The sequence below is a fragment of the Paraburkholderia phenazinium genome, from assembly GCF_900142845.1.
Taxonomy (GTDB): Bacteria; Pseudomonadota; Gammaproteobacteria; order Burkholderiales; family Burkholderiaceae; genus Paraburkholderia; species Paraburkholderia phenazinium_A.
Window position 1 is genome coordinate 265,696 of sequence record NZ_FSRU01000003.1, and the last position, 14,646, is coordinate 280,341.

12 protein-coding genes are annotated in these 14,646 nt (G+C 64.9%); 6 read left to right on the forward strand and 6 right to left on the reverse strand.

Going from position 1 to position 14,646, the window contains the following annotated elements; all coding sequences use genetic code 11:
* Positions 1-296 precede the first annotated feature (296 nt).
* Positions 297-1,472: a porin gene (locus BUS12_RS34775; protein ID WP_074302050.1), complete on the forward strand. Its 1,176-nt coding sequence runs from the start codon at positions 297-299 to the stop codon at positions 1,470-1,472.
* 170 nt (positions 1,473-1,642) lie between these two features.
* On the opposite strand, the gene glnK is transcribed toward BUS12_RS34775, so the two are convergent.
* Positions 1,643-1,981 (reverse strand): P-II family nitrogen regulator, encoded by a 339-nt coding sequence (gene glnK / locus BUS12_RS34780; protein WP_074265470.1) that lies wholly within the window; start codon positions 1,979-1,981, stop codon positions 1,643-1,645.
* Between the two features lie 181 nt (positions 1,982-2,162).
* Positions 2,163-3,851 carry an NAD+ synthase gene (locus tag BUS12_RS34785; protein WP_074302051.1) on the reverse strand — a complete coding sequence of 563 codons (1,689 nt, stop codon included), beginning with the start codon at positions 3,849-3,851 and terminating at the stop codon, positions 2,163-2,165.
* 137 nt (positions 3,852-3,988) lie between these two features.
* On the opposite strand from BUS12_RS34785, the gene BUS12_RS34790 reads away from it, so the two are divergent.
* Both BUS12_RS34790 and BUS12_RS34795 read left to right on the forward strand, forming a co-directional pair.
* Positions 3,989-5,158 (forward strand): GNAT family N-acetyltransferase, encoded by a 1,170-nt coding sequence (locus tag BUS12_RS34790; RefSeq protein ID WP_074302052.1) that lies wholly within the window; start codon positions 3,989-3,991, stop codon positions 5,156-5,158.
* A 2-nt stretch (positions 5,159-5,160) separates the two neighbouring features.
* Complete coding sequence (locus BUS12_RS34795; RefSeq protein ID WP_074302053.1) at positions 5,161-5,496, forward strand: GIY-YIG nuclease family protein; 336 nt, start codon at positions 5,161-5,163, stop codon at positions 5,494-5,496.
* A gap of 184 nt (positions 5,497-5,680) precedes the next feature.
* On the opposite strand, the gene ppa is transcribed toward BUS12_RS34795, so the two are convergent.
* Complete coding sequence (gene ppa, locus BUS12_RS34800; protein WP_074302054.1) at positions 5,681-6,208, reverse strand: inorganic diphosphatase; 528 nt, start codon at positions 6,206-6,208, stop codon at positions 5,681-5,683.
* Between the two features lie 307 nt (positions 6,209-6,515).
* On the opposite strand from ppa, the gene BUS12_RS34810 reads away from it, so the two are divergent.
* The 3 genes from BUS12_RS34810 to BUS12_RS34820 all read left to right on the forward strand — a co-directional run bounded on the left by BUS12_RS34810 (position 6,516) and on the right by BUS12_RS34820 (position 10,134).
* Positions 6,516-7,955: an aldehyde dehydrogenase family protein gene (locus BUS12_RS34810; protein WP_074302056.1), complete on the forward strand. Its 1,440-nt coding sequence runs from the start codon at positions 6,516-6,518 to the stop codon at positions 7,953-7,955.
* Positions 7,956-7,989: 34 nt separating this feature from the next.
* A complete protein-coding gene (locus tag BUS12_RS34815; RefSeq protein WP_074302057.1) occupies positions 7,990-8,748 on the forward strand; it encodes an SDR family oxidoreductase in 759 nt (252 codons plus the stop codon).
* 66 nt (positions 8,749-8,814) lie between these two features.
* Entirely contained in the window at positions 8,815-10,134 is a 1,320-nt protein-coding gene (locus BUS12_RS34820; protein ID WP_074302058.1) for an MFS transporter, read from the forward strand.
* Between the two features lie 164 nt (positions 10,135-10,298).
* Here BUS12_RS34820 and BUS12_RS34825 read toward each other — a convergent pair whose 3' ends face one another.
* From BUS12_RS34825 to hemC, 3 genes are read right to left on the reverse strand one after another with little or no spacing between them, the layout of a single operon-like run.
* Positions 10,299-11,489, reverse strand: coding sequence for a heme biosynthesis protein HemY (locus BUS12_RS34825; protein WP_074302059.1), 1,191 nt, complete (start codon positions 11,487-11,489; stop codon positions 10,299-10,301).
* A gap of 2 nt (positions 11,490-11,491) precedes the next feature.
* Entirely contained in the window at positions 11,492-13,504 is a 2,013-nt protein-coding gene (gene hemDX, locus BUS12_RS34830) for a fused uroporphyrinogen-III synthase HemD/membrane protein HemX (protein ID WP_074302060.1), read from the reverse strand.
* Positions 13,504-14,487 carry a hydroxymethylbilane synthase gene (gene hemC / locus BUS12_RS34835; protein WP_074302061.1) on the reverse strand — a complete coding sequence of 328 codons (984 nt, stop codon included), beginning with the start codon at positions 14,485-14,487 and terminating at the stop codon, positions 13,504-13,506. Before hemC ends, hemDX begins: the two co-directional genes overlap by 1 nt.
* Between the last annotated feature and the right edge of the window lie 159 nt (positions 14,488-14,646).

Consider the following 14,646-nt stretch of genomic DNA (forward strand, 5'->3'; position numbering starts at 1 on the left):
ACCTGCGCGACCCAAGACCAATTTCTTCTCCCATCGAGGGGTATTTTTGATAAATTAGTAACCAAAGTACCAAAACAAAGTTGATTAAAAGTAGTTTCACTTCAAAACACGCAGAGGAGATACCGGTCAACGAGGGATCGGCATGACGCAAAGACAGCCCCAGGCTGCATCGTTATGACAACACACCCCGTTCGACCCAAACCGTCTCCCTGGTACGGATTTCTGTTCGGCACCTCTGGCGTCCGGACACCATTCGCAGTACTGGGTTTTTCTTTTGACAGGGTATGGAGGAGAAGATGAAGAAAGCATTACTCGCCGCGGCGCTGATGTCGGCCGGTGTAGTTGCGCACGCTCAAAGCAGCGTGACGCTGTACGGTCGTCTGGATGCGGGTGTCGAATACATCAGCGGCCTTCCGAACAACAGCTACAACGGTTCCACGTCGCGTGTCCGCCTTGAAAGCGGCGACTGGGGCACGAGCCTGTGGGGCATGAAGGGTGTCGAAGACATCGGTGGCGGCAACAAGATCCTGTTCCAGTTGGAAGGCTCCTTCAGCACGGCGACCGGCGCACTCGGCTCGGCCGGCTCTCTCTGGAATCGCTGGGCGACAGTCGGCGGTTCGAATGACCAGTTCGGTACCCTGCTCCTCGGTCGCGAACTGTTCATCTCCAATGGCGTGTGGGACTTCGACCCGTTCGGTCAATCGAACTGGTCGTCGGCGTCGCTGGTCCGTGGCCGCAACTGGCCGCAATCGAGCAACAACGTTTCGTACCAGTCGCCGAAGTTCGGTGGCTTTGACGTGTACGGCCAGTACTCCTTCTCGAACTCCACGTCGTTTAACGGCGGCGGCGGCACCCCGAGCACAGCTGCACCGGGTCGTGAAGACGGCTTGCAACTGACCTACACGAACTCGCTGTTCCAGGTGCGTGGCCTGTACGACGAAATCCGCAACAACGTCAACGGCAGCCTCGGCGATCCGTCCTCGGGTTCGGTCAACGGTCCGTTCAGCTTCGGCCGCGAATACTTCGCCGGCGTGAACGTGTTCCTCGGTCAGTTCAAGATTCAGGCTGTGTACCAGGGTGCGCGTACTTCGGGCGAAACGGGTGTACCTATCGGCACGCCGACGACGACCGACCAGGAATGGGGTGGCGTGACGTGGCAAGCTACGCCGGCCGCAGCACTGATCGCAGCCGTGTATCACGTGAACGCGAACAACGGTGCAGGCAACGCGAACATCTACACGATTGGTGGTTCGTACAACCTGTCCAAGCGTACGTTGCTCGACATCCAGATCGCTACGGTGCGTAACAGCAAGACGGCTAACTTCGGCCTCGATGCGAACAACGCAGGCGCGGGCGGTACGGTTGGCGGTACGGCTGCCGATCCGGGTACGGGCGGTGCGGCATACAACGAAAACCCGACGCCTGGCCACAGCCAGACCGGTGTTTACGCAGGTATCCAGCACTCGTTCTAAACGAACGGTGCAGTTAGAACAGCTTTAGAATCTTTTTCACGCTGCTGCGAGAGGCGCGTATCGGTGCGATGTCCGCAAGGGTATCGCACCGTTTTTTATTGGCGCGCGCGGCGCTGCGTCCGCTACGCGTTCCTGCGTTTTAAGCCTTAAACTTTAGACCTTAGACCGCTTCAGACCGCTGCTTCGTTTTCCTCACCGGTGCGAATGCGGATCACCCGCTCCACTTCCGCCACGAAGATCTTGCCGTCGCCAATCTTGCCGGTGCGCGCCGCGCCGATGATCGCGTCGATCACCTGATCGCACTGATCGTTCGCCACCACCACTTCGATCTTCACTTTCGGCAGGAAGTCGACCACATATTCGGCGCCGCGATACAGCTCCGTGTGACCTTTCTGGCGTCCAAAGCCTTTGACTTCGGTCACCGTCAGCCCGGTCAGGCCGACTTCGGCGAGCGCTTCGCGGACTTCGTCGAGCTTGAAGGGTTTGATGACTGCAGTGATGCGTTTCATGGCGTACCTCGTCTCTTGATCGGATCGTTGTTCGGAAAGTCGAAAGGAAATAGATAGCTTCGATTCTACGCTGTGCCGGAAGGCCTGCGGACTTTCCGGCAGGGCCTCATTCGGGATGCGTTTCGGGCGGCCGCCCGGGCTACCGGGCAAGCCGCCACTCGCGCTGCGGTTCAGCCTTCCCTCATTCGACCGGTTCGGTGTAGCGCGAAGTGATCGGATAACGCCAGTCGCGGCCGAACGCGCGATGGGTCACGCGAATGCCGATCGGCGCCTGACGGCGCTTGTACTCGTTGATCTTGATGAGGCGCGTGACGCGCTTCACATCGTCCACCGCATAGCCCGCGGCGATGATCTCGGCGAGCGAGCGGTCTTCTTCCATGTACATGCGCATGATGGCGTCAAGCACCTCATACGGCGGCAGGCTGTCCTGGTCGGTCTGGTTCTCGCGCAGTTCGGCCGACGGCGCGCGCGTGAGAATCCGCTCCGGGATGATGTCCTGCTTCGCGAAGGTGGTAGCCGCGTTGCGGTAATGGCACAGACGGTACACCAGCGTCTTGGCGATGTCCTTGATCACCGCGAAGCCGCCGGCCATGTCGCCGTACAGCGTGCAATAGCCGACCGCCATCTCGCTCTTGTTGCCCGTGGTCAATACGATCGAGCCGAACTTGTTCGACAACGCCATCAACAACGTGCCGCGAATCCGTGCCTGGATGTTTTCCTCGGTGGCATCTTCCGCGCGGCCGGCGAATTCGTCGGCAAGCGAGGTGCGGAAGGCGTCGAACATCGGCGCAATCGCGATCTCGTCGTAGCGCACGCCGACCCGGCGCGCCATCTCGGCGGCGTCGGTGGTGGAGATATCCGCCGTGTAGCGCGACGGCATCATCACGGCGCGCACCCGCTCGGCGCCGAGCGCGTCGCACGCCACGGCCAGCACCAGCGCCGAATCCACGCCGCCGGACAGGCCAATGAGCGCGCCCGGAAAGCCGTTCTTGTTGATGTAGTCGCGCACGCCCATCACGAGCGCCGCGTAGACCTGCGCCTCCAGCGATTGCTCGGGCGCCACCGTGGTGGGCACGGGACGCGCGCCGTCGAATTCGACGATCGCATGCCCTTCCTCGAACTGCGCCATCTTCGCGACCATTTCGCCGTGGCCGTCCAGCACGAACGAGCCGCCGTCGAACACCAGTTCGTCCTGGGCGCCGACCATGTTCACGTAGACCATCGGCAGACCGGTCTCGCGAATCCGTGCCCGCAGGATGTCGACCCGCACCGCTTCCTTGTTCAGGTGATACGGCGAGCCGTTCGGAATCAGCAGCACCTGGGCGCCGGCCGCCTTGGCCTGCTGGGCCGCCGGCGCGTGCCAGACGTCCTCGCAGATCACGATGCCGTACTTGACGCCGTCCAGCTCGAAGACGAACGGCTTCGGGTCCGACGCGAAGTAGCGCTTCTCGTCGAACACCTCGCTGTTGGGCAGGTCCTGTTTCAGATAGGTGCCCACTACCTCGCCGTCGACGATCAGCGACGCGGCGTTGAAGGTATCGACCGGCGGCACGCCGCGCTCGATTGGCGCGTTTGCTTTACCATGGCCGTGCGCGGCGTCGCGGTGCGGATGGCCGACCACCACGTGCAAGCCGGCGAACGGCTTCAGTTGCGCGGCGAGATCGGCCAGCGCCGCGGCACTGGCGGCATAGAAAGCGGGACGCAGCAGCAGGTCTTCGGGCGGATAGCCGGAGAGCGCGAGTTCCGGCGCGACGAGCAGCTTCGCACCATCGTTGTGCGCGGCGCGGGCGGCGGCGACAAGCTTCGCGACGTTGCCGGCGAAGTCGCCGACAGTGACATTGAGTTGAGCAAGAGCGATTCGGGTCTTCATGGCAGGATCGGGGGCAAGCCGCGCAGCTTGCCGGTTACGAAGGCCAGGTGGCTCGACGCAACGGACACACACACGGACAAACGAACGACGCTCCGCTACATGCGGAGCGCCGCTCAGATCAGGAACAGTCAAACAGATTGAACCAGCAACGCTTTGATTATCGCACGGGCATTCTGGCCTCGCCCTCCGAGGTGGACGCGGCAGAGTGGAACGCCCTCCTCGCCCAGCAAGCCCAGCCCACGCCGTTTCTGCGGCATGAGTTCCTGAGCGCGCTGCACACCAGCCAATCCGCGGTCGCCGATACCGGCTGGGCGCCGCAGTTCGTCACGCTGACCGACCCGCGCACGGACCGGCTGGTGGCCGCGGCGCCCGTGTACCTGAAGGGACACTCCTACGGCGAATACGTGTTCGACTGGGCCTGGGCCGACGCCTACAAGCGCAACGGCCTCGCCTACTATCCGAAGCTGCTGTGCGCCGTGCCGTTCACGCCGGTGCAGGGCAACCGGCTGCTGGCCGCGGATCCGCACGCGCTGCGCCACCTCGCCGCCACGCTGATGGCGTTTGCCGAACAGGCGGACGTGTCGTCGCTGCATGTGCTGTTTCCCACCGCCGGCGAAGCCGACGCGCTCACTGAACTCGGCATGATGCAGCGTGAGGGCGTGCAGTTTCACTGGCTGAACGACGGCTATCGCGACTTCGACGAGTTCCTCTCGACGCTCGAGCAGAAGAAACGCAAGAACATCCGCGCCGAACGCCGCAAGGTCCGCGAAGCGGGCGTCACGATGCGCCGCGTGCGCGGCGAAGACATCAGCGATGCCGAGTGGCGCTTCTTCGCCAAATGCTACAGGCAGACCTACCGCGAGCACTTTTCGAGTCCGTATCTGAATCTCGAGTTTTTCCGCACGATCGGCGCGACCATGCCGGAGAACCTGCTGCTGGTGATCGCGGAGTACGAGGGCAAGCCGATTGCGAGTTCGCTGGTGGTGTATCAGCGCGACGAAAAAACCGGCGGCACGCTGTACGGCCGCTACTGGGGCGCCCTCGAACACGTGCCGTGCCTGCACTTCGAGACCGCGTACTACCAGCCGCTCGAATTCTGCATCGAAGAGAAGCTCGGCGTGTTCGAAGGCGGCGCGCAAGGCGAACACAAGATGGCGCGCGGCTTTTTGCCCACCGTCACGCGCTCGACGCACTGGCTTGCCCATCCGGCTTTCTCCGACGCGGTGGCGCGCTTTCTCGACAGCGAGACGAACAGCATCCACGCTTACGTCGACGAGTTGCGCGACCATAATCCGTTCAAGAGCTAGCCATGCCGTGGTTTCTCTATCTGATCGAATGCGCCGACGGCAGTGTTTATACCGGCATTGCGGTGGATGTGCAGGCACGCTTCGAGAAGCATGTCAGCGGTACGGGGGCGCGGTATACGCGCTCGCGTAAGCCGGTGCAGGTGCTGGCCTCGTTCGAACTCGCGGACCGGTCGAGCGCGTCGAGCGCGGAGTACTGGGTCAAGCGGCTCTCGCCACCGGAGAAGCGGGCGCTGGCAGCGGGTGTGCGCACGCTTGAATCCGTGTTGCCAGTGGTGGTGATTCAAGAGGAAGCGGAGGCGGAAGCGGCGACCGAAGCTAAAGAGTCGGATAACGCCTAGCGTTTGCAGCGCATGGCCGTGGCGAGTCCATATGCATGCGTCGGACTATGGACTATGCGTATGCCTATGCTTGCGTAACGACGCTAAGGCCCTAAGGCCTCAATCCACGCCGCCATGAAAAAACCGCGCCGCCCTCTCATTCGGGCCTGCGCGGTTTTTTTAACCTCTGGAAGAGCGAGCCGGCTTACTTCTTGTAGTTCGCCACGCCTTCAGTGATTTCCTTGTGAGCGGCTTCGACGTCCGCCCAGCCTTCGACCTTCACCCACTTGCCTTTCTCCAGCGCCTTGTATTGCTCGAAGAAGTGCTTGATCTGGTCTTTCAGGTACGACGGCACGTCGTCGATCGACTTCAGGCTCGCCGTCATCGGGCAGACCTTGTCGTGCGGCACGGCGATCAGCTTGGCGTCGACGCCGGATTCGTCCGTCATCTGCAGCATGCCGAGCGCGCGCGCGCGCACGACCGAGCCGGCCAGCAGCGGGAACGGCGTGATCACCAGCACGTCGACCGGGTCGCCGTCACCGGACAGCGTCTGCGGAATGAAGCCGTAGTTGGCGGGATAGCGCATGCCGGTGCTGATGAAACGGTCGACGACGAGCAGGCCCAGATCCTTGTCTGCTTCGTACTTGACCGGATCGCTTTGCGCCGGGATTTCGATGATGACGTTGAAATCTTGCGGAAGGTCTTTGCCTGCGGGGACGTGATTGAAGCTCATGAGCGCTCTCTGAACAGGATGAAATTCGGAACACGGCACGCGATGCGGTGCCTGACGTCAATCGGGCGTGACACAGCGGGCCGGAAGTGCGGAATGCGTCATTATAGCCAATCGGCCGATGGCACCGCCCGGACGTTCGGCGCGATAATCTTTGTGAGCGCGGCTGTCAGCGTCATTGCAGGCGTGATCTCAAGCGCCGCTTCACGCGCGCTGCGGCGGCGCCCGGACACCGGCTTTGCCGGCGCTTTGGGGCACCTCGCCGGCGCGCCAAGGCTCGGACTCACAGCCTTTTCAGCCAGGAGCATGCATGGAAGAAGCGAAACACTTCATCGGCAGCGAATGGGTCGCCCCAGCCGGGGGCGAAACGATTCCGGTGCTCGATCCGTCTGACGGACAGCCCTTCACGCAATTGGCCCGCGGCAACGCGGCGGATATCGAGGCCGCGGTACAGGCGGCGCGGCGCGCTTTCGAAGGCCCGTGGGGCGCCGCCAGCGCCGCGCACCGGGGCCGGGTGCTGTACCGCCTGTCCATGCTGGTCGCCTCCCGCCACGAAGAGCTGGCGCAACTCGAAGCACGCGACACCGGCAAGCCGTTGCGCCAGGCGCGCGCGGACGCGGCTGCGCTGGCCCGCTATTTCGAGTTCTACGCCGGCGCCGCCGACAAGCTGCACGGCGAAACCCTGCCCTATCAAACAGGCTATACCGTCTTCACCGTGCGCGAGCCGCACGGCGTGACCGGCCACATCGTGCCGTGGAATTACCCGATGCAGATCTTCGGCCGCAGCGTCGGCGCGGCGCTGGCGGTGGGCAATGCCTGCGTCGTCAAACCGGCGGAGGACGCCTGCCTGTCGGTGCTGCGGGTCGCCGAACTGGCCGTCGAAGCCGGCTTGCCGGCCGGCGCGCTGAACATCGTGACCGGCTACGGCCACGAAGCGGGCGCGGCGCTCGCGCGTCATGCGGGCATCGACCATATCTCCTTCACCGGCTCGCCGCAGACCGGCAAGCTGGTCGTGCAGATGGCGGCCGAGAATCACGTGCCCGTCACGCTCGAACTGGGCGGCAAGTCGCCGCAGATCGTGTTCGCCGACGCCGATCTCGACGCCGCCTTGCCCGTGCTCGTCTCGGCGATCGTGCAGAACGCCGGGCAGACCTGTTCGGCGGGCAGCCGCGTGCTGATCGAGCGCGCCATCTACGAGCCCTTGCTCGACCGCCTGGGCGCCGCGTTCAGCGCCTTGCGCGTGGGGCCGGCGCACGCCGATCTCGACTGCGGGCCGCTCATCAGCGCCAAACAGCAGCAACGCGTGTGGGACTTTCTCTCCGACGCGCATCACGACCGCATCGCCATGGCGGCGCACGGCGAGGTCATCCACGAGGCGCCGGAAACCGGCTTCTATCAGGCGCCCACGCTGCTGCGCGATGTGCCGCCGGATCACCGTCTCGCGCAAGAGGAAGTGTTCGGTCCGGTGCTTGCCGCGATGTCCTTCGCCGACGAAGACGAAGCGGTGGCGCTCGCAAACGGCACGCCGTATGGGCTCGTCGCGGGCATCTGGACGCGCGATGGCGGCCGCCAGTTGCGCCTCGCGCGGCGGGTGCGGTCGGGCCAGGTGTTCATCAACAACTACGGCGCGGGTGGCGGCGTCGAACTGCCGTTCGGCGGTGTCGGGCATTCCGGCCACGGCCGCGAAAAAGGCTTCGAGGCGCTCTACGGCTTTACGGTACTGAAGACGGTCGCGATCCGGCACGGCTAGCGGCAACCGCAACGCTGACACATACGGAGACATCATGCGGTTGACAGGTAAAACGGCCATCGTCACGGGTGGCGGCTCGGGTTTCGGCGAGGGCATTGCCAGGACCTACGCGCGCGAAGGCGCGAACGTCGTGATCAACGATCTGAACGCCGCGGCGGCCGAGCGCGTCGCGAGCGACATCGCGCTGGCGGGCGGCAAGGCCATTGCGGTGCCAGGAGACGTCACGCTTGGCGCCGACTGGGAGCGTCTGCGCCAAGCCGCGCTCGAGGACTTCGGCAGCGTGCAGGTGGTCGTCAACAATGCCGGTACCACGCATCGCAACAAGCCCGTGCTCGACGTGACGGAGGCCGAGTTCGACCGTGTCTACGCGGTCAACGTGAAGAGCCTCTACTGGAGCGTGCAGGCATTCGTGCCGTACTTTCGCGAGCAAGGCGGCGGCGTGTTCATCAACATCGCCTCGACCGCGGGCGTGCGGCCGCGTCCGGGGCTCGTCTGGTACAACGGCAGCAAAGGCGCGGTGATCATCGCCAGCAAGGCGCTCGCCGCCGAACTGGGACCGGACCGGATCCGCGTGAATTGCGTGAATCCCGTGATGGGCGAAACCGGACTGCTGACTGAGTTCATGGGCGTCGAAGATACGCCGGAGAACCGCAAGCGCTTCCTGGCCGGCATTCCACTCGGCCGCTTCTCGACACCGCAGGACATCGCCAATGCCTGTCTCTATCTGGCGTCGGACGAAGCGGATTTCGTCACCGGCGTGTGCCTGGAGGTGGACGGCGGGCGCTGCGTGTAGTCAACCCCGGGCACCCTGCGGCACAGAGCGACACCTGATTTCCACAAAAAAAGAGGAGACACCACCGTGGCAAGTCCTGCGAATCCGCTTCATCATCCCGGCGCGGGGGCGCCGCCCTCCACCTTCGAAGAGGCGACCTACCGCAAGGTGGCGTGGCGTCTCACGCCGCTATTGATGCTGTGCTACGTGGTCGCCTATCTCGATCGGGTCAACGTCGGCTTCGCCAAGCTGCAGATGACCACCGACCTGAACCTGAGCGACGCGGTCTACGGCTTCGGGGCCGGCATCTTCTTCGTCGGCTACTTCCTGTTCGAGATCCCGAGCAACGTGATCATGCACAAGGTCGGCGCGCGCGTGTGGATTGCCCGCATCATGGTGTCGTGGGGCGTGATCTCCATGTTGACGATGTTCGTCACCACGCCCACCCTGTTCTATGTGATGCGCTTTCTGCTCGGGCTCGCCGAGGCGGGCTTCTTCCCCGGCATCATCCTGTATCTGACCTACTGGTATCCGGCGCATCGGCGCGGCCGCATGACCACCTGGTTCATGACCGCGATTGCGCTGTCGGGCGTGATCGGCGGGCCGGTGTCGGGCTATATCCTCAAGACCTTCAACGGCGCCAACGGCTGGCATGGCTGGCAGTGGCTGTTCCTGCTCGAAGGCATTCCGTCGATCGTCGTCGGCATCCTCGTGTTCGTCCTGCTCGACGACCGCATCGCCAAAGCCAGCTGGCTCACGCCGGAAGAGCGGCAACTGCTCGAAAGCAATATCGCCACCGAGGACGCCGCCAAGCACGACCTGCCGATCCGCACGGTGCTCGCGAGTCCGCGCGTCTGGCTGATGAGCCTGATCTACTTCTCGTTCGTGATGGGCCTCTATGGCGTGAGCTTCTGGCTGCCCACCATCATCAAGGCAACCGGCGTCACCGATGCGTTCATGATCGGCCTGCTCTCGGCGATTCCGTTCGCCGCCGCGGTGGTGGGCATGGTGCTGGTCTCGCGCAGCGCGGACCGCAAGCGCGAGCGGCGCTGGCATATCGCGCTGCCGGCGGTGGCGGGGGCGGTGGGCCTGGTGCTGTCGGTGGTGTGGGCTCACAACACGTTGCTGGCGATGGTGTCCCTCACGCTCGCGACCATGGGTATCCTCACGACGCTGCCACTCTTCTGGAGTCTGCCGACGGCATTCCTCGCCGGCACCGGCGCAGCAGCGGGAATCGCAATGATCAATTCGATCGGCAATCTGGCCGGGTTCCTGAGTCCCTACGCGGTGGGCTGGCTCAAGCAGGCCACGGCCGCCAACGATTCGGGCATGTATATGCTGGCGGCGTTCATGGTGCTGGGCGGATTGCTGGCGCTGAGCGTGCCGGCAAAGCTCGTGAACAAGTAGCGCGTGCGGACGATAAAAAGCCCTCGGAGCGTGTTTCCTCCGAGGGCTTTCCTTTTGCGCCGGTGTGCCGGTGTGCCGGCTGCTGCTGCGCGCTCGCGGCCCTGCGGCCTTGCGCCATTACGCCGCTACACCGTTACGCGGCTAAACCGCGACACCGCCCGCACTCAAACCACGTTCATCGCCAGCGCGCTTTCCCGATAGTGCTGGCTCGCCTTCTCGCCGTCGCCCAACTGTTCGTGCAAGCGGGCCAGCGCCCGATGCGAACGGATCTTGAGCGTCTCGTTATCGGCCAGCTTCAGCGCCGTCTCGAGGAACGACTGCGCCTTGCCCCACAGTTGTTGATGCAGACACAGGCGGCCCAGCGTGAACATCAGATCGGCGTCCTCCGGACGTTCCTTCTGCCAGGCTTCGGCCTTCTGGATCAACGGCAACGCGTCGCCGCCAGCCGTGTCCGGATAGCGGCGCAGCAGACGCGCGTCCCAGTTCTGCGCCAGCGCTTCTTCGACGATCTTGCGCGCGTCCTGCGGACGATTGAGCGTCACCAGCAATTCAGCGGCGAGGTCGGCGAGGCGCGGCGAGTGCCGCTCCGTGGGCGACAGCGAATGCCACAACTCCAGCAGCGCATCGGCGTTATGACGACGGTCGCGCAACAGGTTCTCCGCCGCGAGCTGGCGCAAGCGCACCGCCACCGCGGGGTGAATCGCCTCGCGCTTTTCCAGCGTCTTGACGAGCTTGAGCACCTCGCTCCAGTTCTTCAACTGCTGCTGCGCGCGCAACATGATCTGTTGCGCATGAATGCGGCGTCCGCCTTGCGACTGCATCTCCGTCAACGCGGCCAGCGCGCCGTCCGCATCGCGGCCGTCCGCACGCATGTCGGCGGTAGCCATCAGGCGGGCGTCCTGCCAGTCGGCCTCGTCGATCTGCGACAACCATTCGTCGCGCCGCGCGTACTCGCGCATGCGGTGCGCCGCGGTGGCAGCGACGAGACCCGCCGCGCCCTTGTTGTCGCCGTTGGCGAGCGCGTCGCGCGCCGCTTTCTCCGCGCGCGAGAAACGTCCCGCATACAGATTGCCGATCGCATCGCGCAGTGCCGCATGCGCCTTCGCCACCCGCGAACGGGCCCGGTAAGCGGCCACGCGCTGCGGCATGCGCCAGATGTTGCGCACGATGCGCAACAGCGCATACACCACGATAAACAGCACCACCAGTCCGACCACGAACAGGTTCAGCGATACGTCCACCCGGTACGGCGGATAGACGAGCAGCACCTGGCCCGTATCGAAACGCCCGACCGTCGCCAGCGCCACCGCGATGACAAACAGCAGGGCCAGCCAAAGAAGTCCCCGGATCGCCATGATTAACCTCGGCTCCGGTATTGATTGACGGCCTGCAGGCTCGTATTCAGGTTCGGCACTTCAACGGCCGCCGAGCCATCGTCCACGTCCTTCACCAGCCCGCGCACGGTCTGCGTGCGTTTCGACGCGTTGTCGAAATAGCGTGCGAGCGCCACGTCGGCCGCGTGCAGATCCGACTTCAGCGTGGTCTGGTTGCGCGACAGCAGCGCGAGACGCGCCGACAGCAGGCGCAGCTTCAGATTCTCGCGCACGAAGTAGCCCTGGTCCGGCGTGATCAGCATGGCGTCGGCGTTGTCGATGCGGCGTACCTGCACGAGGCTCGTCAGTTGCTGGCCGATGCCCGTGTAGAACTGCTGCCACCACACTTTCCAGCGCGGCTCGCCGGTGGCCGCCGCAACCTGCGCGGTATCGGCCGGCGCAACCGCGTGCGGCACGGTGTGCGCGATCAGCGCTTCGCCGTTGAGCGGCAGCGCGTCGACCTGGTCGATCGCATTGTCGAGCTTGATGGCGAGGCCCGTCAGATCGGTGGACGGCGCCGACTTCAGCTTGTCGATGTCCTGGGCGATCGCCTTGCGCACCGCCATCACCTGCGCACCGTCCGACGCCGCCAGCCGCGTGTCGGCGCTTTGCAGCGCGAACAGCGCGAGCTGCGTGTTACCGGTCAGTTGCAGTTGCTGGCTCGCGCTCGACAGCATCTGCCCCACTTCGGCGAGGGTCCAGTCGTCGCGATTGCGCGCGAGATCGGCGTATTGCTGTTGCAGCGCCTGCTCGGCCTGCTGCGCATCGGTCAGCTTGCCTTCGAGCTGCGACATCTGCGAATCGATCTCGTGCACCGTTGCCACCGCCTGATCGGTTTTCACGGCGAGCGCAGCGGTTTGCGCGTCGTTGGCCTGCTGGCGCTGGGTCAACTGCTGATCGAGCCGGATGACCTTGCGATTGAGCGCAATGCCGCCGACCACTGCGGCGCACAGGACGATCACCACGACAAACCACAGCAGCGGTCCGCTCGCGCTGCGGCGCTTTTGCGCTTCGTAGGGCGTGAAGGGGGGATTGGGCGGCAACGCTGTGGTCGCAGCCGGCTGGGGTGAAGCGTTCGTGGAGGCGTTCGATTCAGTCATGCGTGAGTGAGCCGGGTTGGTCGGTACCGGTTGAACAACGGGAGGTACGGCGCAAAGCAAGGCAGGGGCAATGCGCTCATCGCCCGCGCCGGACACCGTAATGCTATCAAAACCCAGTCCCCGCGCGGTCTGCGCGATACGTGGGTGAGGCGTGACGAGCGTCGCGCGCTTCAATTGCGCGATTTCGCCGGCGTTCAGATGCTCGCGCGCCAGTTCATCCAGATTGCGTACGCCCTCGGAGCTGGTGACGAGCCACGCGTGTGGCTCGCCCGCTAGCAGTTCATGCACGCGCGTCCACGCGGCAATGGACGGCTCCGGCACGAGGCGCCGGTAGGCCGCCACCGTCTCCACTTCGACGCCCGCTTCGCGCAGACGCTCGGCCAGCCACTCGCGGCCGCCGTCGCCACGCACGATCAGCACGCGCTTGCCTTCGAGCGAGGCCGCGCCAAGCGCGGTGTCGATGGCTGCGAACAGCGCCTCGGAATCGAAGCGCGCGGCTTCGTCGTCCGCCGCGGCCGACGGGCTGATCACCCGGTACGCCGGCGCCGCGACACCATGACGCGCCAGCGCCGCAACGCTGCCCGGGCCGACGACGCCGACCGGCAACGCATGCGGCCAGATCGAGCCGGACTCGGCAAACGCGTAGTCGACCGCGTTGGGCGAAACGAACACCACCAGCGCATAACGTTCGAGCGCGCCTAACGCGGCATGCAGCGGCGCCACATCTTCGGCGGCTGCGATCTCGATCAGCGGAAACTCGAGCGTGGCGACGCCGGCCGCATTCAGTTGCGCCGCGAGCGCCGCCGACTGGCCCGCCGGACGCGTGATCACGACCGTATACGACGGCGCCTGACCGTCCGGTTGGGGGGATGAGTTGACGCCTGCCTGTGCCGCCATCACGCGCCAGTCGCCGGACCGCTCGCCGTGCTGAGGGCACGGACGATATCAAGGGCACCCTGGCTTTCGAGCGCCTGCGCGACTTCAAGGCCCAACTGCACGGCCCGTTCGACCGTCGGCGCAGGCGCGGAGGCCTGGGCGCTCAGCACGCGCCGGCCATCGGGCGTGGCCACGACGCCGCGCAGATGCAGCGCGCCGTCGTGCCAGGTGGCGTAGGCCGCCAGCGGCACTTCGCAACTGCCGCCCAGCGCGCGCGACACCATGCGCTCCGCTTCGACGGCAGCCGCCGTGTGCTCGTGATGCAAAGGTGCCAGCCATGCTTCCAGTTCGGGGCGCCCCGCGCGGATCTCGATGCCGAGCGCGCCTTGCCCGGCCGCCGGCAAACTGTCGTCCGGATCGAGCCATGCGCGGATCCGCTCGCCGAGCCCCAGACGCTTGAGACCCGCGGCGGCCAGAATGATCCCCGCGTAATCGCCGCGGTCGAGCTTCGCGAGCCGCGTATCCAGATTGCCGCGCAACGGCTGCACGACGAGGTGCGGATAACGCGCGCGCAGCATCGCCTCGCGGCGCAGGCTCGAGGTGCCGACCACACTGCCCGCGGGCAGCGCGGCGAGCGACTCGTAGCCGTTCGAGACGAACGCATCGCGCGGGTCTTCACGCTCCATGATGGTGGACAGCGTAAAGCCCGGCGGCAGCTCCATGGGCACGTCTTTGAGCGAATGCACGGCGAGATCGGCGCGGCCTTCGGCCAGCGCGTTCTCCAGTTCCTTCACGAACAGGCCCTTGCCGCCGACCTTCGAAAGCGTGCGATCGAGAATTTGATCGCCGCGTGTCGTCATCCCGAGGATTTTTACGTCACAAGATGGATATAATTTGTGCAGCGCACACCGCACATGCTCGGCCTGCCACATCGCAAGGCGGCTTTCCCGCGAAGCGATGACCAGGGTAGAGGGCGGTGGCGCCGAAAGCGTCTCGGAATTCATTGCGAGGTCAGTGGAGGACGGGAGCTAATAACAAACAATGTTAGCACGCGCTCCAGCCTTGCTTTATCGGCCTGATGGCTATGCTGGCGCACCACCGTTGAAGGAGACAGGCCCGCTCCGGGCACCCGCAAGATTTCGACCCCATCGTTGTGCCGTCGC

Bases quoted from the DNA above. Each gene is read 5' to 3' on its own strand.
- BUS12_RS34775 (WP_074302050.1), top strand. From the start codon at position 297: ATGAAGAAAGCATTACTCGCCGCGGCGCTGATGTCGGCCGGTGTAGTT.
- glnK (WP_074265470.1), bottom strand. From the start codon at position 1,981: ATGAAACGCATCACTGCAGTCATCAAACCCTTCAAGCTCGACGAAGTC.
- BUS12_RS34785 (WP_074302051.1), bottom strand. From the start codon at position 3,851: ATGAAGACCCGAATCGCTCTTGCTCAACTCAATGTCACTGTCGGCGAC.
- BUS12_RS34795 (WP_074302053.1), top strand. From the start codon at position 5,161: ATGCCGTGGTTTCTCTATCTGATCGAATGCGCCGACGGCAGTGTTTAT.
- ppa (WP_074302054.1), bottom strand. From the start codon at position 6,208: ATGAGCTTCAATCACGTCCCCGCAGGCAAAGACCTTCCGCAAGATTTC.
- BUS12_RS34810 (WP_074302056.1), top strand. From the start codon at position 6,516: ATGGAAGAAGCGAAACACTTCATCGGCAGCGAATGGGTCGCCCCAGCC.
- BUS12_RS34815 (WP_074302057.1), top strand. From the start codon at position 7,990: ATGCGGTTGACAGGTAAAACGGCCATCGTCACGGGTGGCGGCTCGGGT.
- BUS12_RS34825 (WP_074302059.1), bottom strand. From the start codon at position 11,489: ATGGCGATCCGGGGACTTCTTTGGCTGGCCCTGCTGTTTGTCATCGCG.
- hemDX (WP_074302060.1), bottom strand. From the start codon at position 13,504: ATGGCGGCACAGGCAGGCGTCAACTCATCCCCCCAACCGGACGGTCAG.
- hemC (WP_074302061.1), bottom strand. From the start codon at position 14,487: ATGAATTCCGAGACGCTTTCGGCGCCACCGCCCTCTACCCTGGTCATC.